General features: G+C 60.3%; 11 protein-coding genes and 1 tRNA gene. 8 read left to right on the top strand and 4 right to left on the bottom strand.

What is annotated here, in order from left to right:
- The first annotated feature begins 120 nt into the window (after window positions 1-120).
- A complete protein-coding gene (locus IEW17_RS12620) occupies window positions 121-828 on the top strand; it encodes a hypothetical protein (RefSeq protein WP_188562404.1) in 708 nt (235 codons plus the stop codon).
- A gap of 132 nt (window positions 829-960) precedes the next feature.
- On the opposite strand, the gene IEW17_RS12615 is transcribed toward IEW17_RS12620, so the two are convergent.
- The gene (locus tag IEW17_RS12615) at window positions 961-2508 is read right to left on the bottom strand and encodes a family 43 glycosylhydrolase (protein ID WP_188562403.1); all 1548 of its coding nucleotides are present in this window, start codon (window positions 2506-2508) and stop codon (window positions 961-963) included.
- A gap of 720 nt (window positions 2509-3228) precedes the next feature.
- Here IEW17_RS12615 and IEW17_RS12610 point away from each other — a divergent pair.
- Complete coding sequence (locus IEW17_RS12610) at window positions 3229-3735, top strand: HNH endonuclease signature motif containing protein (protein ID WP_188562402.1); 507 nt, start codon at window positions 3229-3231, stop codon at window positions 3733-3735.
- A gap of 55 nt (window positions 3736-3790) precedes the next feature.
- Here IEW17_RS12610 and IEW17_RS12605 read toward each other — a convergent pair.
- Window positions 3791-3862 (bottom strand) — tRNA-Arg (locus tag IEW17_RS12605).
- A 42-nt stretch (window positions 3863-3904) separates the two neighbouring features.
- Window positions 3905-5230, bottom strand: coding sequence for a Pycsar system effector family protein (locus IEW17_RS12600; protein WP_229748981.1), 1326 nt, complete (start codon window positions 5228-5230; stop codon window positions 3905-3907).
- Window positions 5231-5482: 252 nt separating this feature from the next.
- Here IEW17_RS12600 and IEW17_RS12595 point away from each other — a divergent pair, with 252 nt between their 5' ends.
- The 5 genes from IEW17_RS12595 (at window position 5483) to ppk1 (ending at window position 16056) form a co-directional block, all read left to right on the top strand.
- The gene (locus IEW17_RS12595; RefSeq protein ID WP_229748980.1) at window positions 5483-9406 is read left to right on the top strand and encodes a metallophosphoesterase; all 3924 of its coding nucleotides are present in this window, start codon (window positions 5483-5485) and stop codon (window positions 9404-9406) included.
- 283 nt (window positions 9407-9689) lie between these two features.
- Window positions 9690-10982, top strand: coding sequence for a M43 family zinc metalloprotease (locus IEW17_RS12590; protein ID WP_188562400.1), 1293 nt, complete (start codon window positions 9690-9692; stop codon window positions 10980-10982).
- A gap of 452 nt (window positions 10983-11434) precedes the next feature.
- Complete coding sequence (locus IEW17_RS12585; RefSeq protein WP_188562399.1) at window positions 11435-13195, top strand: GEVED domain-containing protein; 1761 nt, start codon at window positions 11435-11437, stop codon at window positions 13193-13195.
- A gap of 245 nt (window positions 13196-13440) precedes the next feature.
- Window positions 13441-13935 carry a SixA phosphatase family protein gene (locus tag IEW17_RS12580; RefSeq protein WP_188562398.1) on the top strand — a complete coding sequence of 165 codons (495 nt, stop codon included), beginning with the start codon at window positions 13441-13443 and terminating at the stop codon, window positions 13933-13935.
- A 66-nt stretch (window positions 13936-14001) separates the two neighbouring features.
- On the top strand, window positions 14002-16056 hold the full coding sequence (gene ppk1 / locus IEW17_RS12575; protein ID WP_229748979.1) for a polyphosphate kinase 1: 2055 nt from the start codon (window positions 14002-14004) through the stop codon (window positions 16054-16056).
- A gap of 103 nt (window positions 16057-16159) precedes the next feature.
- On the opposite strand, the gene IEW17_RS12570 is transcribed toward ppk1, so the two are convergent.
- On the bottom strand, window positions 16160-16594 hold the full coding sequence (locus IEW17_RS12570; RefSeq protein ID WP_188562397.1) for a CHRD domain-containing protein: 435 nt from the start codon (window positions 16592-16594) through the stop codon (window positions 16160-16162).
- A gap of 333 nt (window positions 16595-16927) precedes the next feature.
- On the opposite strand from IEW17_RS12570, the gene IEW17_RS12565 reads away from it, so the two are divergent.
- A complete protein-coding gene (locus IEW17_RS12565; protein WP_188562396.1) occupies window positions 16928-19804 on the top strand; it encodes a TonB-dependent receptor in 2877 nt (958 codons plus the stop codon).
- Window positions 19805-19890: the final 86 nt, after the last annotated feature.

The following is a 19890-nucleotide window of genomic DNA, read 5'->3' as shown; positions in this document are numbered from 1 at the left end:
GGGTAAAATAGGGCCTTAGACGGGCGAAATGGCCCTCATAGTGTTTAAAACCACTTTGTTCTTGCATTTCGCTGGGGTATGGTGTAGCTTTGCCTCACGTTGATATTACCTTATTCGTCTATGAAGCACCTATTTGTCTTCCTTTCGCTGCTGCTCACCTGGAGCGGGGCGCAGGCTCAAAACGAGAAGCAAACCCCCGTAACGAAGCTGCCCGGCGAGGAAAACCTGAGTTTGCGGGAGCGCGCCGAGCGTGATTTTCTGATGCCCGTGCGCCGCAAGAAAATTGTGGTTGAAGCCCCCAAAGCCAGCGTAGAGGAAAACACCGCTTCGCCGGAATCGGATGCCACGGCCCACTACGCCGATGCTACTGATGAGGCCGCCATGCCGGCCCACACCACCCGCAGCTACGAGGCGCGCAACTCGGCAGCGCTGGCTGCCCGCCGTGCCGCCGCTCGCCGCGAAGAAGCTCGCGCCGAAGCCCGCGCCGAGGCCAGAGCTGAAGCCCGTGCCGAGGCTAGAGCCGAAGCCCGCCGCGCCGCTCGCCATTCGTCGCGCAGCCACAGCAGCAAGTCGAAATCGAAGGCCAGCAAAGCGAAAGCCCACAAGTCTTCCGCGCACAGCAGCAAGGCGAAGGTGAGCAAGTCGAAAAGCAAAAGCAAGTCGGCGGCCCACACCAGCAAGAGCAAAGCTAAGAGCAGCAGCAGCAAAGCCAAGAGCAGCCACAGCAGCAAAAAGAGCAGCAGCGCCAAGAAAAGCACTTCGCACAAATCCACAAAGAAGAGCACGCCTTCGAAATCGAAGAGCACAAGCAAAAAGCACCGCCGGTAAGACGTCGTAGCGTTTAGTAGGTAGCAACAGCAACGCCCGGCACAGATGTGTCGGGCGTTGCTGTTTTAGGGGCTGGATAATTGACCGTCATGCCGAGCGCAAGCGAGGCATGACGGTCTGTTGTTCCTGTGCCTACCGCTGGTTGCGGATGATGAAGTTGTTGAACGTGGCGTGGGTTTCTTCTGCGCCCTGGGCGATGAGGGCTACGCGCACACCCCGGTCCCAGGGGGGGAGGTAGGTGCCGTTGAGGGTGAAGCCTTCGGTGGGCAGGGGCTGCCAGGTGGTGCCGTCGGTGCTGTAGGCAAAGCGGTAGCGCTGGCCGCCCCATACTTCGAGGCGGAGGGTGAGGGTGGCGCAGGGCTCGATGTAGGCCTGGGCGAGGATTTGCTGCTTGCCGCTCTTGACGTGCCAGATTTGGACCTGGCCATTGCCGGCCATGAGGGCGAGGGCGTTGTAGGGGTCGCCCACAGCGGCGAGGCCGGCGAAGGTATCGAGGGGCAGGTTGGCGAAATCGAGGGTGGTGGCGGCTTTGTAGGTGGCGGCATGGGTGCGGCGGGCGATGATGGTGCCCAGGCGCGAATCAGTGGCTGCCAGGCGCAACTGGCCGTGGCGCACGGTGGTGGCGGGCTTGGGCGCGGTGATGGGCCACTGCCACTCGAGGCCCAGCTGCTCGCCGGCAAACTCATCGGCCACGTTGAAGCGGGCCATGTTGGTGAGGGCGGGGGCCTGGGGGCTGCGGTTCACGAACTCGGGCCAGCCCTCGGCGTTCCAGGTGAACTCGCTCAATAAGCCCTGGCGACCCACGAATTCGTGGCTTCCGGCGGCGTAGGCATGGTGCAGAAGGAACCAGCGGCCATCGAGCTCGGTGACGGTGCCGTGGCCGGGGCACTTCCAGGTAGTGTTGCGGTCGAGGATGGGGTTTTGCTCGTGCTTCTCCCAGGGGCCGAGCAGGGTGCGGGCGCGGGCCACGCCGGTGGCGTAGTTGCAGCCTTTGCCGCAGCAGGAGTTGCCGGCGTAGAACATGTAGAACCAGCCGTCGTGGCGGACGAGGGCGGAGCCTTCCACGAGGGGGCCTTCCCATTTCACGTCGTTGGTGAACAGCTCGGTGGCTTCGCCGATGAGGGTGGTGCGGTCGGGGCTGAGGCGCTGGGCCCAGATGGGGGTTTCCTGCTGGCAGGAGTTGCCGTCTTCTTTCCAGATGAGGTAGAGGTGCCCGTGCTCGTCGGGCATGGCAAAGCCGTCGATAGAGCCGGCTTTCTGGCCCACCAGCGGGCCATGGTCGTGGTAGGGGCCGGCGGGGTTGTCGGCGCTGGCCACGGCTACGCACAGCACGCCGCCCTTGCGGCGGGCGGTGTAGTATAGGTAGGTGCGGCCGTTTTCGTGGTGAAACTCGGGGGCCCAGAAGTTAGAGCCGGCCCAGTCGGGCAGCTTATCGGGGAAGACGTGGCCGACCAGCTCCCAATCGAGTAGGTTCTGGGAGCGGAAGAGGGGGAACACGGCCCCCCACTCGGCGGAGGTGGCGCTGGCCCAGTAAGTATCGCCGATTTTGGTGATGGTGGGGTCGGGAAAATCGCCGGGCAGCACCACGTGGTCGTAGCAAATGCGGGCGGGGGACGGTGCGGCGGGCGAAACGTGGGTGGCGGACGCCAGCGGGGCGGCCATAGCTATTTCTATCGACACGGTGGGAGATGTAAGGAGTATAGAAAAGAAACCAACGGATAATAACTTGTTAAGCTTCCCCGAAACTTAAAGGTAGTGACTTGTAATAAATAGTGACGGGTAATTGCTTGTCAACTGGCAAAAGACGAAAAATAGTCGTCGAACGCGCAATATGGCCAGCCGAATTAACGTGCAATAAGGGGCTTATATATTATTAATTAGACTAGTTAGGGTGGTAACTCATGACTTGCAGCTATTGGGCCAGGATGAGTGGCTGTACGGTACTGATTTTGCTATAAATTTAACTTTTCAAAGAAATACGAAAACGAGGGAGGGCCACTGCCGGGTTGCGGCCGCGAAGTAGCTTCTTTGTCGCCCCCCACTGTAAAGACCAATGCCCCGCCTTTTACCACGTCCTGCTGCGCCAACAACGGCGGCGTGAGCGGCTGCCCGTTGCGAGTGAGGTGCCGGCACATGGGCATGTTACAGCAGTTTCCAGATTAGTGTATACCATGTAGAGACGCGCCCCTTCGCGTTTTTAGGACCGCGCCGTTCCCGTCAGACCGTTCAACGCCCAGCCGCGAAGGGTCGCGTCGCTACACCCTGCCTGGCAAAGCGTGTACACTGGGCCAGAAAGCCACTCCAAGGCTTGAGCAACTACCGCAGTGAGGCGCTACAGGGGCAGGTGTTTGTTCGAGCAGCAAGGGCGTAGTTGGCCAGTAATATCCAGTAACTTGAGGCATGAATAATTGCTTGCACTGCGGCACCGAAACGGCTAACGCGAAGTACTGCTCCCGGTCTTGCGCCAACCGCATCAATGGGCGACTCTACCCTAGCCGAAAGCGCATTGCCCGTAGTTGCAAGCATTGCGGTGTCGCTCTTCAAGCCCGGCGTTCCACTTGCGATGGCTGCAATCCCAGTTTTGTTGACTGGCAAACCGTGCCACTGCAGGCACTCAAAGCCAAAGCCCTGCAGCAGTACGCAGCCCAAATCCGCAGCATGGCACGGGTAGCGTACCGCAAATCGACTCGGCCCAAAGCCTGCGCAGTTTGCGGTTACGATGTTCATTACGAGGTGTGCCACATCAAGCCAATCAATGAATTCATGCCGACTGATTTCGTTTCCGCTGTCAATGCCCTGAGCAATCTGGTGGCCTTGTGTCCCAACCATCACTGGGAATTTGACCACGGGCATCTGGCTACCGCTCTGGTGCTGAATGGGGTGAAATCAGCACGCGTTGAACAATAAAAAAGGCCGCTCTCGATTCCGAGAGCGGCCTTTTTTGATAACGAAAAACTTGTAGTAGCCGCGACGAGAATCGAACTCATATCAAGCGTTTAGGAAACGCCTATTCTATCCGTTGAACTACGCAGCCATGGTGCAAAGGTAAGAACGCCGCGTTGCTACGGGCTGCTTTTTACGATTTATACAGCAACACGATGATAAACGAGAGCACCGTGAGAATAAGCCCGACCATGAATACCGAGTAGCTGGTGCGCAGCAGGTTGTACTTGCGCGAGAGTACTTCGCCGAGGTAGTACACATCGGTTACCATGTTGGTGTAGAGGCCTTCCTTCTGGCGCATCAGTTCGCGGATGCCGTCCTGGAAGTTGTCGAGGCTGAGCTTGGTGAAGTTGCCGAAAAAGAGCAGGTTCACCCGGCGGTTGTTGGCTATTTGTGGACTCTTTTTCAGCCACTTAAAGCTGGTGACGTCGGGTTGGGCCGAAAGAATGGCCGTTACCACCGAGCCCAGGGAGGTAAACAGCAAAATACTCATGGGAATGGCCAGCACCGGATTTTTAGTGAAGGCCGGGCCCATGGCCGACGACTTCGCGCCGAGGTAGGTGATAATCACCGAAAGCAGCACCGCGTTCAGCTGAATCATCATGCCGGCCTTTTTGTCGGCCATATCCGAAAGCTTGATGTGGTTGCTGTACATGGTACGAAACATGGTTTCGACGCCGCGCTTGGGGTCGGCGAAGGTGTCGACTTGGGCTTTGCTCTTCTTCTTGCCCTTTTTCTCTTTTTTCTTGAGCTGGTCGCGCTGCTCGTCGATGTTTTTCTTAAAGTCCTTGCGGTAGCGCTCCTTGCCGGCATCCGAGAGGTACTTGTGGCTGGTCATGAAGTTGAGCTGGAGCTCCGCCCACCCCGGCGAGGTGTGGGTCTGGCCCAGCACCAGCTCCCACTCGGTACGGAGCAGCTCGGCGCTGGAGCGGAAATCTTCGCGGGCCAGGTTGCTCATGTCGGCATCCACGAGCAGCTTTTGCAGCTCGGTTTCGGGCGTTTCGTCACGGTGCGTAGCCTTTATCAGCTCGCCGACGAGCTGCACGCGGCTAGCCACCGCACCGTGCTCGGTGAGCCAGGCGGCGGCGCGCTCTATGCTGCGAAACTCATGGCCATCGTACACGTCGAGGTAGCCCACATCGTGAAACCAAGCCGCCAGCAGCAGGGCCTCGGTGTCGTCGGGGCTGAGGCTGGCGGCGGTGGCCAGGGTGCGGCATTCTTTGACCACGGCCTCGGTGTGGCGCAGCGAGTGGTAAGTGAGCTGGGCCGGCACCTCGCGGGCCAGCAGGTCGACGACGTAGGCCTGCGCCTCCTTCACCAACGCCGACGCTTTGGCTTTGGCGGGCTTTTCGGCGCCGGCCGGGGCGGCGTCCGAGGGGGTTGGCGTAGTAGGAACCGGGGCGGGGGCTGGCGTGGGTGCAGCCGCTGCCGCGGCAGTTTCGGGGGTATTTTCTTCCATGACTTGCGAAGCTACGGCCGGTTCATCCGGCGCGCGCGCCGGCATTCAACGCGAAGCACCGGGCGGAAGTTAAAAAGGATTGACTAACCGCACTGCCGCGCTTTGCGTAACGGGCCTAACTTGGCTGGCCTTTCGCGGTTGTAAATTTGCTCCAGGTACCCTGCGGCGGGACTTTCAGGGTCTTATCCATTTTTATCGTATATGTCTCTACTTTTTAGATTTCGACCTGCGCTGTGGTTGCTCGGTGCGGTTTTGTTGTTTCCTTTCAGCAGCTTTGCTCAGAGCGAGTCTTCCCAAAATCCGCGCTTATCGCGGCCTAACTACCGCCGGGGCGGCCTCGGTTGGGAAGCCAAGCGCCCACCCGACAGCACCCGCATCCGCTATTCCGTATTTTTAATTGGCGACGTGGGCAAGCCCGCCGACGCTGCTACCGGCGGCGAGCCGTCGCTGAACTTTCTGCGCAAGCAAATAATGCAGGCCGGGGTCAAAAGCACCACCATCTACCTCGGGGATAACATCTACGAGTACGGCATGCCCGAAGAGGGGGCCTACGACCGCAAGGAGTCGGAGCGCCGCTTGCGCGACCAGATGGACGTGCTGAAGGGCTACAAGGGCGAGAAGTACATGATTCCGGGCAACCACGACTGGAAGCAGGGCCTGAAAGGCGGCCTGGCGCAGGTGCTGCGCGAGCAGCGCTTCGCCGAAAACTACATGGCCAACGACTCGGCCGCGTTTTCCTATACCGGTGACTTCATCACGCCCAGCAACGGCTGCCCCGGCCCCTACGAAATCCGCCTGCAGGACGACCTGGTGCTGATTACCATCAACTCGCAGTGGTTCCTCACCAACAAGAGTGAGCGGCCCTACGGCTCGAACGGCGGCTGCGGCGTGGAGGACGAAACCGAGTTTATGGCCCAGCTCGAAGACGTGATTGCCCGCAACAAAGACAAGAATATCATGGTGGTGGGCCACCACCCGCTGTTCTCGGATGGCATTCACGGTGGCTATTTCACCCTGGCCGACCATTTCTTTCCGCTCAGCATCGTGTACAAGTACGCGTTTCTGCCGCTGCCCATTATCGGGTCCATCTACCCGTTTGCCCGCAAGTATGGCGGGATTAGCCAGGACTTGGCCTACCCGGCCTATGCCGCCTACAAAAAGGGGCTGACGGATATTTTCGCCAAGTACCCCAACATTATTTATGCCTGCGGGCACGAGCACAACCTGCAGTATTTCAAGGAAGGCGCTACGCACTACATCGTGAGCGGCTCGGGCTGCAAAACCCAGCACGTGAAGCCCGGCGACGGTGGCGGGGCGCTGTTCTCGGACAAGGAGAAAGGCTTTGCCCGCGTGAACTACTACGACGACGGTCAGGTCTGGACCGAGTACTACGTGCCGCAGGGCACCGGCGAACAGGCCCGCGTGGTGTTCCGCACGCCGCTGTATGCCAAAACCACCGGCGGCGTTGCGTCTACCATGCCCGCCGCCCCGGTTACGCCCCTCGAAAAGAAGAAGAAAAAGGACAAGGATGCCGTGGTTGCCCAGGCCCTGCCCACTACCCGGCGCAGTTTCCGCGACAGCACCGTGGTAGTGGCTGTGAACCCGGACTATAACAAGCACGGCAAGTTTCACAACTGGCTGCTGGGTGAACATTACCGCCAGGAGTGGGCCACGCCCGTGAAGTTTCCGGTGCTGGACCTGGCCAACGAGCGGGGTGGCCTGGTGCCCTACAAAACCGGTGGCGGCAAGCAAACCGCGTCGCTAAAGGTGCGCAACGAAGCCGGCCACAACTACTCACTGCGCGGCATCGACAAGGACCCCGCCGCCGTGCTGCCCGAGGCCCTGCGCACGGGTTTCGCCAAAGACGTGCTGCAGGACCAGATTTCGGCCCAGCACCCCTACGCCTCGTTTGTGCTGCCGCCGCTGGGCACGGCGGCCGGCATCCTGCACACCAACCCCGTGCCGGTGTACATTCCGCAGGACCCCTTGCTGGGGCAGTACTACGGCGCGTTTAGCAACCTGCCCGCCGCGCTGGAGGAAGACGCCAAGGACGACCAGAGCAACGTGGCCAGCCTGGACTTCGCCAAGAACCTGGTGAGCACCGACAAAATGCTGGAACGCCTGCTCGATGACAACGACAACAAGATTGACCAGCAGGCCTTTGCCCGCACTCGCCTCTTCGATATGTGGATTGGCGACTGGGACCGGCACGAGGACCAGTGGCGCTGGGCCGAGGTGAAGAGCAAGGACGGCGACCGCACCTACACGGCGGTGCCCGAGGACCGCGACATTGCCTTCTTTAAGGGCGATGGCGTGCTGCCCTTCCTGATTTCGCGCAAGTTCGCGGTGCGCAACTTCCAGAACTTCGGCTCGGACTATGCCGACTACAAGGGCCTGAACCAAACGGCCATGAGCAACGACCGCACCTTTCTGGGAGCCGTGACGCGTGAGCAGTGGGTGGAGCAGGCCAACTACATGAAAACGCACCTGACCGACGCCATCATCGAAAAGGCGTTTCGCGACAAGTGGCCCAAGGAGATTTACGACCTGCACGGCCCCGAAATCATTGCCAAGCTAAAAAGCCGCCGCGACCTGCTGCCCGACCTGGCCGCCAAGTATGCCAATGTGGTGGCCAAAATTGTGGAAGTGCGCGGCACCCAGAAGAACGAGAAGTTCACGGTGGAGCGTTTGGCCAACGGCGGCACGCACCTCACGGTGCGCAAAATCACGAAGGAGGGTAAGGTGACCAAGGTGCTCTACGACCGGGTGATTGAGCAGGCCGTGACCGACGAGCTGCGCATATACGGCATCAGCGGGGAGGACGTGTACGAGCTGAAGGGCGCCGCCAAAAAAGGCGTTAAAATTCGCCTGATAGCCGGCACCGGCCGCGATAGCATCAACGACCAGAGCAACGTGGCCGGTATCCGCCACCGCCTGCAGGTGTACGACGCCGACACCGGCAACGTCATCGTGACCGGCAAGGACGCCCGTCTGCGCCTGGAGCCGGGCATCGAAGTGAGCCGCTACGACCACCCCAAGCGCTTCGACTTGAAAGACTACCGCCTCAACTACACCGGGCCGGCGCTGTTCTTCGGCTTCAACATCGACGATGGGATTCTGTTGGGCGGGGGTGTGACGCACCGCCGCTATGCCTTCCGCCGCGAGCCGTTTTCGTCGGAGCAGAGCATTGTGGCCAACTTCGCGCCGGCCCGTAACGGTGCCTACAACATCAAGTACACCGGGCAGTTTACGCGCGTTTTTGGCAAGTACGACCTGCGCGTGGCGGCCCAGTACTACGGCCCGCAGCTGCTCTATAACTTCTTCGGCCTGGGCAACAACACCGCCAACCAGGCCAACGAGGACGACCGTCGTGGCATCGTTACCAACCGCACGGTGAATTCGGCCTACCGCGTGCGCTTCGACAAGCTCACCATTGCCCCCACGCTGGAGCGCAACCTCTTCAGTTTCCTTAAAGCGGGCTTTGGGCCGCAGTACGAGCAGTTTCGGGTGGAACAGAGCCCCATTGGCTCGGTGATTAAGGACAGCATCGGCAGCGACTTTGAAAACCGCCGCTTCGGCATTCGGGCCAGTGATTTCCAGGTCAATCAATACCTCGGCGGCCTGTTTTACCTGAACCTCGACGCCAGCTCTTCGCCCAAGAATCCGCGCATTGGCATTCGCTGGTACAACGAGTTTCAGTACAACTACCAGCTCAACAGCGAGCAGCTGCAGTTTGGCCGCCTGACCTCGGAAATCCGGGCCTATCTCACGCCCAACCTGCCGTTTCAGATTACCTACGCCGGCCGCCTGGGCATCACGCGTAACATTGGCGACTACCGCTTCTACCAGGCCAACACCCTGGGCGGTACCACCAACCTGCGTGGCTACCGCCGCACCCGCTACGCGGGCCGCAGCAGCCTGTACGGCAACTTCGAGGCCCGTATCCAGCTGCTGTCTTTCAACGCCTACCTGTTTCCGGGTAAGCTGGGCATCCTGGGCTTGGCCGATGTGGGCCGCGTGTATTCCGATAACGACGTGCGGACCGGCTTCAGCGCCTTTCACAGCGGCTTCGGCGGCGGCGTGTACATCGATATTCTCAAGCAGGCCGTCATCAACACCACGTATTCGGTGGGGGAGGAGAAGCTGGTTTTTGTCGGCTTCGACTTCCTGTTTTAATGCCGGTTTGAGTTAGTCGAACGAGGGCCCCGGATTTCGATTCGGGGCCCTCGTGCTGTATATGCTTTTTGATTTCGCGGCAGGCAGTTGGGGAATTCGCTGTTCAAAGGCCTTGGCAACAATCTGATTCAGGAACTGCCGTATTCCGGCATAATTGCAGGTAAAAGTGAAATGCGGGTGTTTTTATTGCGGATTTCTCAATTAAAAATCTTGTTTTTACTTGTTTGTAATAATTTTTTGTCGAAATTGGGAGTGTGTTTCCACCCCTTATCTCTTGCAGTTTATGAAAAAAGTTTACATTTCGGCGCTAACCGCTCTTGGTTGTGCTGCCCCGTTTTTTGTGCAGGCGCAGGCCAGCCGCGCCCTGCCAAACCGTTTTGATGAGGTAACCATCGCGCGCCGCTCCTGCGGTACCATGGAGGCCCTGCAGGCCCAGCTCGATGCCGACCCCACCCAGGCCAAGCGCATGGCCGCCATCGAAACCCAAACTCAACAGTTGCTGGCCAACCCGGCCCTGCAGCGTACCACGGCCGGCACGGTTATCATCCCGGTGGTGGTGCACGTGCTCTACAACACGGCGGCCCAGAACATCTCCGACGCCCAGGTGCAGTCGCAGATTGACGTGCTGAACGAGGACTTCCGCAAGCTGAACGCTGACGCCGGCAACACGCCCGCCATCTACGCCGGCCTGGCTGCCGATGCGAACGTGCAGTTTGTGCTGGCCAAGCGCGACCCCAGCGGCGTAGCCACCAACGGCATCATTCACAAGCAAACCAAAGTCACGTCGTGGAGCACCAACGATGCGATGAAAAATTCCAAGCGCGGCGGCGACAATCCCTGGGATGCCACCAAATACCTCAACATGTGGGCCTGCAACCTGGGCCAGGGCCTGCTGGGCTACGCTCAGTTTCCCGGTGGCTCCGTTGCCACCGATGGCGTAGTGATGCTGTATTCGGCCTTTGGGAGCCGGGCCAAATTCGCGGCCGGCACCTACATCACCACCTACGACCTGGGCCGCACCGCCACGCACGAAGTAGGCCACTGGCTGAACCTACGCCACATTTGGGGCGATGACAGCGGTGCCTGCACCGGCTCGGACCAAGTAGCCGATACCCCCAACCAAGGGGCCGAAAACTACGGCTGCCCGGTGTTTCCGAAAGTGTCGTGCGCCAACTCCGGCGACATGAGCATGAACTACATGGACTACACCAACGACAAGTGCATGTACATGTTCTCGACCGGCCAGAGCACCCGCATGAACGCGCTGTTTGCCCCCGGCGGGGCTCGCGTGGCCATCACCACTTCGCTCGGCGGCACCGCCTTGCGCACGGCCCTGAGTTCGACCGTGACGCTCTACCCGAACCCCGCTGCCAGCACCCTGACCCTGACGCTGCCCGCCGGCACGGACGCGGCCTCCTACGCGGTGCGCGTGTATGACCTGCGCGGCCACGAAATGACCCAGGCCCGCTACGACGGCCGCGGCCAGCTCAATATCAGCGAGCTGCCCAAGGGCCTGTACTACCTCACCGCTGGCAACGGCCTCGAAACGTCGCGTCAGCGCTTCGAAAAAGAATAGACCGCCCGCCGCTTTCACGCTGCGTGCCCTGCAACGCCCTGCCTCATCGGCAGGGCGTTTTTGCGTTCTAGCAAACTGGTAATTTGGCAGTTAACGCATAGCCAAAATAGTTAGCGAATAAAGACAGGTTTAGTATGAATATTAACTGACAATTCTATTGATAATGCCAGCTTATTGGTTCTATGTTGCTAATATTAAAAAATATTGCCCCAAGTGCCGGAATTTTATTGCCAATATGGCAAAATAAAATAATAGCTTGCAGCTCTTTACTCATTCTTAACTAAGAAGCTGTTTAGGAATTCAAAAAAAACGAATTAACCGTCATGCCGAGCGTAGCCGAGGCATCTCGCCTGCCTCGTTGAACGGCCCGGACGGCCCGAGCGAGATGCCTCGGCTGCGCTCGGCATGACCGACTAAAAAATTACTAAATAGCTTCAATAACACCATTTTATATGAAGAAAAATGTTTACTCCCTGGCATTGGGCTTAGCTGGTCTGGCGCTTGTTTCCGCTCCGGCCAACGCGCAGGCTCCCGCTCATCGCAGTTGCGCCACCGACGCAGTGTTGCAGGCCCAGCTGGCGGCTGACCCCGGTTTGGCTCAGCGCATGAGCGCCATCAACAACGAGGCGTTGAAATTCGCGGCCCGGCAAGTGGGCACTGCCCAGCGCACCAGCGCCATCACCGTGACCATTCCGGTGGTGGTGCACGTGCTGTACAGCACGACTACTGAAAACATTTCCGATGCCCAGATTCAGTCGCAGATTGACGTGCTGAACGAGGACTTTCACAAACTGAACGCTGATGCGGGTAAGGTGCCCGCCGCATTTGCCGGCCTCGCCGCCGACGCAGGCATTCAGTTCGTGCTGGCCAAGCGCACGCCGGCCGGCACCGCTACCAACGGCATCGAGCGCAAGAGCAGCACCATTACCACGTGGGGCACGGCCGATAAAATCAAGAAAGCAAGCACGGGCGGCCTCGACGCCTGGAACGCCAGCCAGTACCTCAACCTGTGGGTGGGCACTATCGGCGGCGGCATCCTGGGCTATGCCCAGTTTCCCGGCGGCGCGGCGGCCACCGACGGCGTGGTGATTTCACCCGTGTACATTGGCCGCACCGGCTCCGTGACCGCACCCTTTAACCTGGGCCGCACCGGCAGCCACGAAGTAGGCCACTGGCTGAACCTGAGCCATATCTGGGGCGATGACGGAACGGCCTGCACTGGCACCGACAACGTAGCCGACACCCCTAACCAAGCCGATGAGAATTACGGCAAGCCCGTTTTCCCACAGGTCTCCTGCTCGAACGGCCCGAACGGCGACATGTTCATGGACTACATGGATTACACCGACGACGCGGCCATGTACATGTTCTCGACCGGCCAGAGCTCCCGCATGAATGCCTTGTTTAGCACCGGTGGCGCGCGCGCCAGCCTGCTCACCTCGGCGGGCGGCACGGTCCCCAGCGGCACCACGCCTCCCCCCACCGTTGCTTATTGCGCCAGCAAGGGCACCAGCGTGGCCTACGAGTTTATTGACTACGTGAAGCTGGGCACCATTGCCCGCACCTCGGGTGCTGATGCCGGCTACTACAACGGCACGGCCTTGAGCACCAGCGTAGCCGCGGGCTCGGCCCAGACCGTGAGCTTCTCGGCGGGTTTCGTGGGCACGGCCTACACCGAGTACGTGAAAGTATACATCGACTACAACCAGAACGGCGTGTTCACCGATGCCGGTGAGTTGGTGGTGAATGCCGCTGGCAGCACCAGCACCGCTATTCGCACGGGCAGCTTCACAGTGCCCGCCTTGGCCAAGAGCGGGGCTACCCGCCTGCGCGTAGTGCTGAGCGACAACTCGGCCACCACCAGCTGCGGCACCTACAGCTACGGCGAAACCGAAGACTACACCGTCAACATCACCGGTGGTACGGCCCGCACCAGCGGCGCTACGGCCCGCCTGGCCAACCCCAACGGCTCGGCTGAGCAGTACACCCTGTACCCTAACCCAGCCGCCAACGTGCTGAGCATTGCCCGCCCACTGAGCGCCGACGCCGAGCGGGCATTCTCGGTGCGCGTGCACGACTTGCGCGGTGCTGAAGTGCGCGGCCTGAGCTTCACCGACGGCCAGCTGGACGTGTCGATGCTGCGCGCCGGCGTTTACCTGCTGAGCGTGACCGATGCTGCCGGCACCACCCACCAGCGCTTCGTGAAGGAGTAGCCACAGGGCCACGCGCACGGCGTTGCACACCTGTTTCGAAAGGCCTCGGCTCAACAGCCGAGGCCTTTTCTATGACAACGGGTGGACGTTAAACACCAGGAATGTTAAGCATGGATGTCATGCTGCTCAGCGCTCAACCTGACTGGTTCCGATTGACCGCGCTCGATTGGCTGGTTTTCATTTTCCACCCGGCATAACCTTTTCCTAACACCCAGGGTAAGCAAAACGCCGTTAGCTTCGTCCCCATGAAAACTCTATATCTTCTTCGCCACGCTAAATCCAGCTGGAGCTTCGATGAGCTCAGTGACCAGGAACGTCCCCTCAACGACCGTGGCCGCGACGATGCGCCTCTGATGGGTCAGGCCCTGGCCAAGCGCCAGATTCACCCCGACATTATTGTGAGCTCGCCGGCCGTGCGTGCCATGAGCACCGCTTTGCTGGTGGCCCGCGAGATGCAGTTTCCACACGAAAAAATTAAGGTAGAGCCCGGCATCTACGGGGCTGAGGTTGATGACCTGCTCGCCATCATCAAGGACTTGCCCGATGCCGCTGGTTCGGTCCTGCTGGTGGGCCACAACCCCACCATTACCGGGGTGGCCAACGTGCTGTCGCCCTCCTCGCTGAATGAGATGCCCACCGCCGCCGTGGTGTGCCTGCGCTTTTCCTGCGACCATTGGGAGGAGGTGAGCCAGGTGAACGCCGAGTTTTATTTCTACGATTACCCGCGCAATGTGGAGTAAGCGCCGCTTGCTTGGAGCAGCGAAAAAAGGACGATGTCCTGTTAATCCTCAATCCATCCCCCCCAATTGAAAACCCTTTCCCGCGACCTGAGTTGGCTGCGTTTCAACGCCCGCGTGCTGCAAGAAGCTCAGAGCCCCACCGTGCCGCTGCTGGAGCGGCTGAAGTTTCTGGCTATTTTCAGCAGCAACCTCGATGAGTTTTTCAAGGTGCGGGTGGCCACGCTGCGCCGGCTGAGCAAGCTGAAGAAGAAAACCCGGGACAAGCTGGGCGAAAGCCCCAAACGGCAGCTGCGCGAGGTGCTGACCGAAGTGTCCCGGCAGCAGCAAGAGTTTGGGGCCACGTTCCGCGAGCAGTTGCTGCCCGCGCTCACGGCCCAGCACATTCACCTGCTGAGCGAGGCCGAACTCAGCGAGACGCAACGCGAGTGGACGGCCCGCTACTTTGAGGAAAACGTGCGCGACCTACTCTCGCCCGTGGTGCTCGACGACACGCTGCACCACTTGTTCCTCAAGGACCAGACCGTGTACCTCACGTTCTTCCTGAGCCAGCTCCTGGCGAAAAGCAAGAAAGCCGAAGCCGAGCGTGTGCTGATAATGGAGCTGCCCACCAAGCGCCACGGCGGTCGCTTCGTGCGCCTGCCCGACGAAGGCGAGGAACGGTACGTGCTGTTCCTCGACGACGTGGTGCGGGTGGGGGCGGCGGCCATGTTCCCGGCCTACGCGCGGGTGGAGGTCAACGCCATCAAGCTCTCGCGTGATGCCGAGCTGGACATCGAAGAAGAAGTGTCGGGCGACTTGATGGAGAAAATCCGCAGCAGCCTGGGCAAGCGCGAAACCGGCTTTCCGGCCCGCCTGCTGTTTGACCCCGCCATGCCCGCGGAAACCCTGCGGGCCATCAAGCAGAAAACCGGCATCGGCGACGAGGAACTGGTGGAGGGCAGCCGCTACCACAATTTCCGGGACTTTTTCGGCTTTCCCACGTTCGATGAGGCCCGGTTTCAGTACCCGCCCCGGCCGGCGCTGCCGCACCCCACGCTACCGCGCACGGGCAGCCTGCTCGATGCCGTTGGCCAGCGCGACCACCTGCTGCACCCGCCCTACCAGTCGTTCGACTACGTGACGCGGGTGCTGGCCGAAGCCGCCGCCGACCCGCGCGTGTCGGCCATCAGCATCACGCTCTACCGCGTGGCCAGCAAAAGCGCCGTGGTGAAAGCCCTGCTCAAAGCGGCCAAGCACGGCAAGCAGGTGACGGTGGTGGTGGAGCTCAAAGCCCGCTTCGATGAAGAGTCGAACCTGTTCTGGGCCGAGAAGCTGCAGCGGGCGGGCGCGCAGGTCATCTTCTCGCCGCCCGAGTTCAAGGTGCACAGCAAGCTGCTGCTCATTGCCCGCCGCGAAGCCGACGATACCGCCCGCCGCTACGCCTACTTCAGCACCGGCAATTTCAACGAGAGTACCAGTGAGGTGTATACCGACCACGGCCTGTTTACGGCCGATGAGCGGCTGACCCGCGAAGCCGCCGCCGTGTTCGGCTACCTGCTCGACCAAAGCGTGGTGCCCGCGCTGGAGCACCTGCTGGTGGCGCCCTTTGGCCTGCGCCCCGGCCTCACCGCCCTGATTGACTACGAAATCAAGCAGGCCAAAAAAGGTCACGAAGCCTACATTCTGCTCAAGCTGAACGCCGTGCAGGATGAAGGCATGATTGCCAAGCTTTATGCCGCCAGCCAGGCCGGCGTGCGGGTCGAGCTCATTGTGCGGGGCATTGGCTGCCTGGTGCCCGGCCAGCCGGGCCTGAGCGAAAATATTCAGCAGCGTGGCCTTGTGGACCGTTACCTGGAGCACAGCCGGGTGTACGTGTTTGCCCACGGCGGCGAGGAAAAGGTGTACGTGTCGTCGGCTGACTGGATGACCCGCAACCTTGACCGGCGCGTGGAAGTGGCCTTCCCCATCTTCGATGAAGCCCTGCGCGCCGAAGTGCGCCACCTGCTCGACTTGCAGCGGCACGACACCGTGAAGGCCCGCGACTTTGAGAACAACTTCATCCAGCCCGCTGCCGGTGCCAAACCGCTGCGGGCCCAGGAAGCAACGTATGCGTGGCTGAAAAGCTTGAAGAAACGGCGGTAGTTAGCCCAATTTGTCGTTCACAGAACAGGCCCGCTACGGAGGTAGCGGGCCTGTTCTGTGAACGGCTTGGCCGAAATATCCGCCAAGCTGCTACGTAATTATGTTACTTCTTGATATCGCCGCGAATTTCACCACCGCTGTAAGTACCGGCGGTGTGAATGTTCACATACATGCGGTTATTCAGCAGGTTGTCGGCTTGCTCGGGAGTGAGCGTAACCGTGCCCGTGATGGGTGAGGCCAGGTTGGCGAAGGGAATGGCGACCTGGCCGGTGGCCCCTGGTGCACCCGTGTGAATGTGCGCGACAGAAGGGGTAAGGCCCTGGTAAGTAACGGTGTATGTTAGCTGCTTGCTGGTGCTAACGTAGGTGCCGGTAAAGGTGCCCGTTGCGGTGGAGTTGTTGGCGGGTACTTGCTGCGCACCGTTGATGGTAGCCGAGAGCGTGGTGGTTGTTGGCGCAGGCGCAGCTTCTTCCTTTTTGCTGCACGATGCCAGCAGGCCAACGGTTGCGAGAGCCAAGTAGGCGTAGGAATTTTTCATTGGATAAAGAAGAAATAGATTGGTTGTCAGGATTGTCCAACTAGGCAAGCTCAAAAAAGTTGATGATTTTAAAGAAAAAGATTCCGATTATGGGGTTCGAAAACAGCTGATAGTAAAATACTTATTGACTGTCAGGCGAATAATTTTTTTAATGACGAGCCAATAAACTTTTGGGATTGGAAAATTGAGACAAACTGGGGTTTTCCGGGATATTTTCTCCGCAATCTATCACTGGAAAGTATTAAAATCAGTCCTAAGCTGACTGCCGATGCTAAACCTTTTGTATCATCATTGATTAAGGTTGCCACACGATTTAATACCAAACTATTTTACATGACGCATTTTACTCGCTGTCCCCGGTTGCTCGGCCTGTTGCTGAGCGCCGGACTACCTTTCTCGACTGCTTATGCCCAAGCGCCGGAAGGACCGGCCAACCCACCCACGGCGACCATTGCCCCAGTTGGTACCAGCCTAAGCGGCCAGGTGGTTTCGGCCAACGAGGCGGCCGCTGGCCCCTCATTGGCGGGGGCTCTTGTTACGGTATACTACTTGGCTACCGGCACCCGCCGCACCACCACCACCAACGAAACCGGCCGCTTTGCCGTGACTGGCTTAGTAGCTGGCGGACCCTACATCGTGCAGGTGCAGCAATCCGGATTCCGCGCTCAGAATATCACCAACGTATATTTGAAGGCAGATGAGACCACGTCGTTGGCCGTGGTGCTGAACCCGGAAACGGTGGCCGTAGGTACGCGCCGCGATGACCGGACCGCGCTGGAATCAGCGGTACCAGTTGACGTGGTGGACGTGGCCACGCTGGTGCGCAGCGTGCCCCAAACCGACCTGACGCAACTGCTTCAGTACACCGTGCCGGCCTTCAACTCGACCCGCCAGACGGGGGCCGGTGGCTCCGACCACGTGGACCCTTCCAACCTGCGGGGCCTGGGCTCCGACCAGATGCTGGTGCTGGTGAACGGCAAGCGCCGCCACACCACGGCCCTGGTGAACCTGCTCAGCGACCGTGGCCTGGGCAGCGTGGGTACCGACCTGAACACCCTGCCGAGCCTGGGCGTGGAGCGGGTGGAAGTGCTGCGCGACGGAGCCGCCGCTCAGTACGGCTCCGATGCCATTGCCGGCGTGATGAACATCAGCCTAAAAAGTGACAACCACGCCGGCAGCGTGCTCCTCAATACGGGCATTACGAGCGCGGGCGACGGCTTGTCGACGCTGCTGGGCGTGAACAAGGGCTTTCGGCTGGGCCAGAAAGGCTTTTTGAACCTGACGGCCGATGCCGACTACCGTGACCGCACCATCCGCGGCTACAACCGCAACCCGCTGGTGACGCCCGTATTTGTGGCCAATAACCCGGCCGCTGAGCAAGCCGCCCTGGCCGCCGCCGGCAAAACCTACAATGATTTTGTGCAGCGCAACGGTGACGCCCGCGTGCGCAACGTGCGCGGCCTGCTCAATGCCCGGGTAGTAGCCACCGACTGGCTGGCTTTCTACGGCTTTGGGGGGTATAACTTTCGCCGCGGGCAGGCGGCTACGCCGTGGGTGCTGAAAGCCCGGCAGCCCAATGAAGTAGTTGCCGAACTGTTTCCCAACGGCTACCAGCCCGAGGTGAACACCCGAATTAATGACGGGTCAGCCACGCTGGGCGTCGCGTTCGGCCGCAGCGGCCCCAACCACTGGACCCTGGACCTGAGCAACACCACCGGCTACAACCGGATGCAGTACGACCTGGCCAACACGGTGAATGCCTCGCTGGCGGCTACCTCGCCCACGGTGTTTGACAATGCCGGCGGCTTCCAGTTTTTGCAGAATGTGACCAACGCCACCGTCAACCGGTTCTTTGACAAGGTGCTGGCCGGTACCAACGTGGCCTTCGGCGGCGAGTTTCGGGCCGACCGCTACGAAATTATGCGCGGCGACGAGCGGGCCGAAGCGGAGTACGACAACAATTCCCGCGCCAAGCAGGGGGCCCAGGGCTTCAGCGGCTTCGGCGAGGCATCGGCCGTAGTGGGCAGCCGCACCAACGTGGGCGCATTCCTCGACGTGGAAGCCGACATTACCAAGCGGTGGGTGGTGAGCGGCGCGCTGCGCTTCGAGAACTATTCTTCCTTCGGCTCGGCCTTTATCTACAAGGCCGCCACGCGGGTGCAGGCCACCAAATTCCTGGCCTTGCGGGCCGCTTTCAACACGGGCTTCCGGGCGCCCTCGCTGCAGCAGGTGCTCTACCGCCAGGTTACGCAGCGGCCGGGAGTGAGCGGCGTAACCTACGACGGCATTTTTAACAACCAGGACCCGTTGCGCGTGGCCGTGGGAATCCCGGAACTGTTCGCCGAGAAATCAATCAACTACAGCGCCGGATTGGTGCTGACGCCTGCGTCCTCATTCTCGCTCACGGCCGACGTGTACCAGATTGAAATCAACGACCGCATCACCCTATCCGGCCTGTTGAATAAGGAATCTTTCGATTTCAACCCGAAGCTGAAGCAGGACTTCGCCACCGCCCGGGTGGACGCTGCCCGGTTCTTCACTAATGACCTAGACACCCGCACCCGCGGCCTCGACCTGGTGGCCAGCTACCGCCACGCCCTCAGCCGCGGCCAATTGGCGGTAACCACGGCTGCCAACTTCACCAGCACCCGCATCCTGCGGCAGAACATTCCGGCCAACTTCCGCAGCTTGCAGGAAGACGACAACCCGACTACCAACTACATCGACCCGCGCCAGCTTTCGCTTATCGAAACCGGTAGCCCGGCCAGCAAGATTCTGCTCGGTCTCAACTACACCCGTGGCAAGCTGGGCGTAGGCCTACGCAATACGCTTTTTGGTAAGGTGAGCTACTACGATGTGCCCCCCTCCGACCCAAAGCTGTATGATTTCGGCGGCTACCTGCTGGTGTTCAAGCCGCGCGTCGTCACCGACCTGCTCGTGAGCTTTCAGGCTACCACGGCCTTGGGCCTGACGCTGGGTGCCCAAAACCTGCTGAACGTGAAGCCGAATACCATCGACGAAGCGGCCTCCAACGGCGTGGCTCCCGGCGGATTTAAGAGTCGCGCCGCCTTTGAGCAGTATTTCCAGAACCGCTTTGGAGTGGCCTCACCTTTTCCCGCCAACCGCGACGTGTACGCCTACGCCCCCGTGCAAATGGGCTTCAACGGCGCTTTCGTGTACCTGAAGGCCGTGTACAACCTCGGGTTGTAAGGCAAGAAAACACCCCGAAAGCAAGCGCCCCGGTGGGCACCCAATGGGTGCCCACCGGGGCGCTTTGTTGTGATTGGGCTATCCGG

This window comes from Hymenobacter frigidus (genome assembly GCF_014640435.1).
In the GTDB taxonomy this organism is placed as follows: Bacteria; Bacteroidota; Bacteroidia; order Cytophagales; family Hymenobacteraceae; genus Hymenobacter; species Hymenobacter frigidus.
The sequence above is the reverse complement of the archived record's forward strand: the minus strand, read 5'-3'. Positions and strand labels throughout refer to the sequence as shown.

Excerpts from the sequence above, each read along its gene's own strand:
- IEW17_RS12620 (WP_188562404.1), top strand. The coding sequence starts at position 121 with ATGAAGCACCTATTTGTCTTCCTTTCGCTGCTGCTCACCTGGAGCGGG.
- IEW17_RS12610 (WP_188562402.1), top strand. The coding sequence starts at position 3,229 with ATGAATAATTGCTTGCACTGCGGCACCGAAACGGCTAACGCGAAGTAC.
- IEW17_RS12600 (WP_229748981.1), bottom strand. The coding sequence starts at position 5,230 with ATGGAAGAAAATACCCCCGAAACTGCCGCGGCAGCGGCTGCACCCACG.
- IEW17_RS12590 (WP_188562400.1), top strand. The coding sequence starts at position 9,690 with ATGAAAAAAGTTTACATTTCGGCGCTAACCGCTCTTGGTTGTGCTGCC.
- IEW17_RS12585 (WP_188562399.1), top strand. The coding sequence starts at position 11,435 with ATGAAGAAAAATGTTTACTCCCTGGCATTGGGCTTAGCTGGTCTGGCG.
- IEW17_RS12580 (WP_188562398.1), top strand. The coding sequence starts at position 13,441 with ATGAAAACTCTATATCTTCTTCGCCACGCTAAATCCAGCTGGAGCTTC.
- IEW17_RS12570 (WP_188562397.1), bottom strand. The coding sequence starts at position 16,594 with ATGAAAAATTCCTACGCCTACTTGGCTCTCGCAACCGTTGGCCTGCTG.
- IEW17_RS12565 (WP_188562396.1), top strand. The coding sequence starts at position 16,928 with ATGACGCATTTTACTCGCTGTCCCCGGTTGCTCGGCCTGTTGCTGAGC.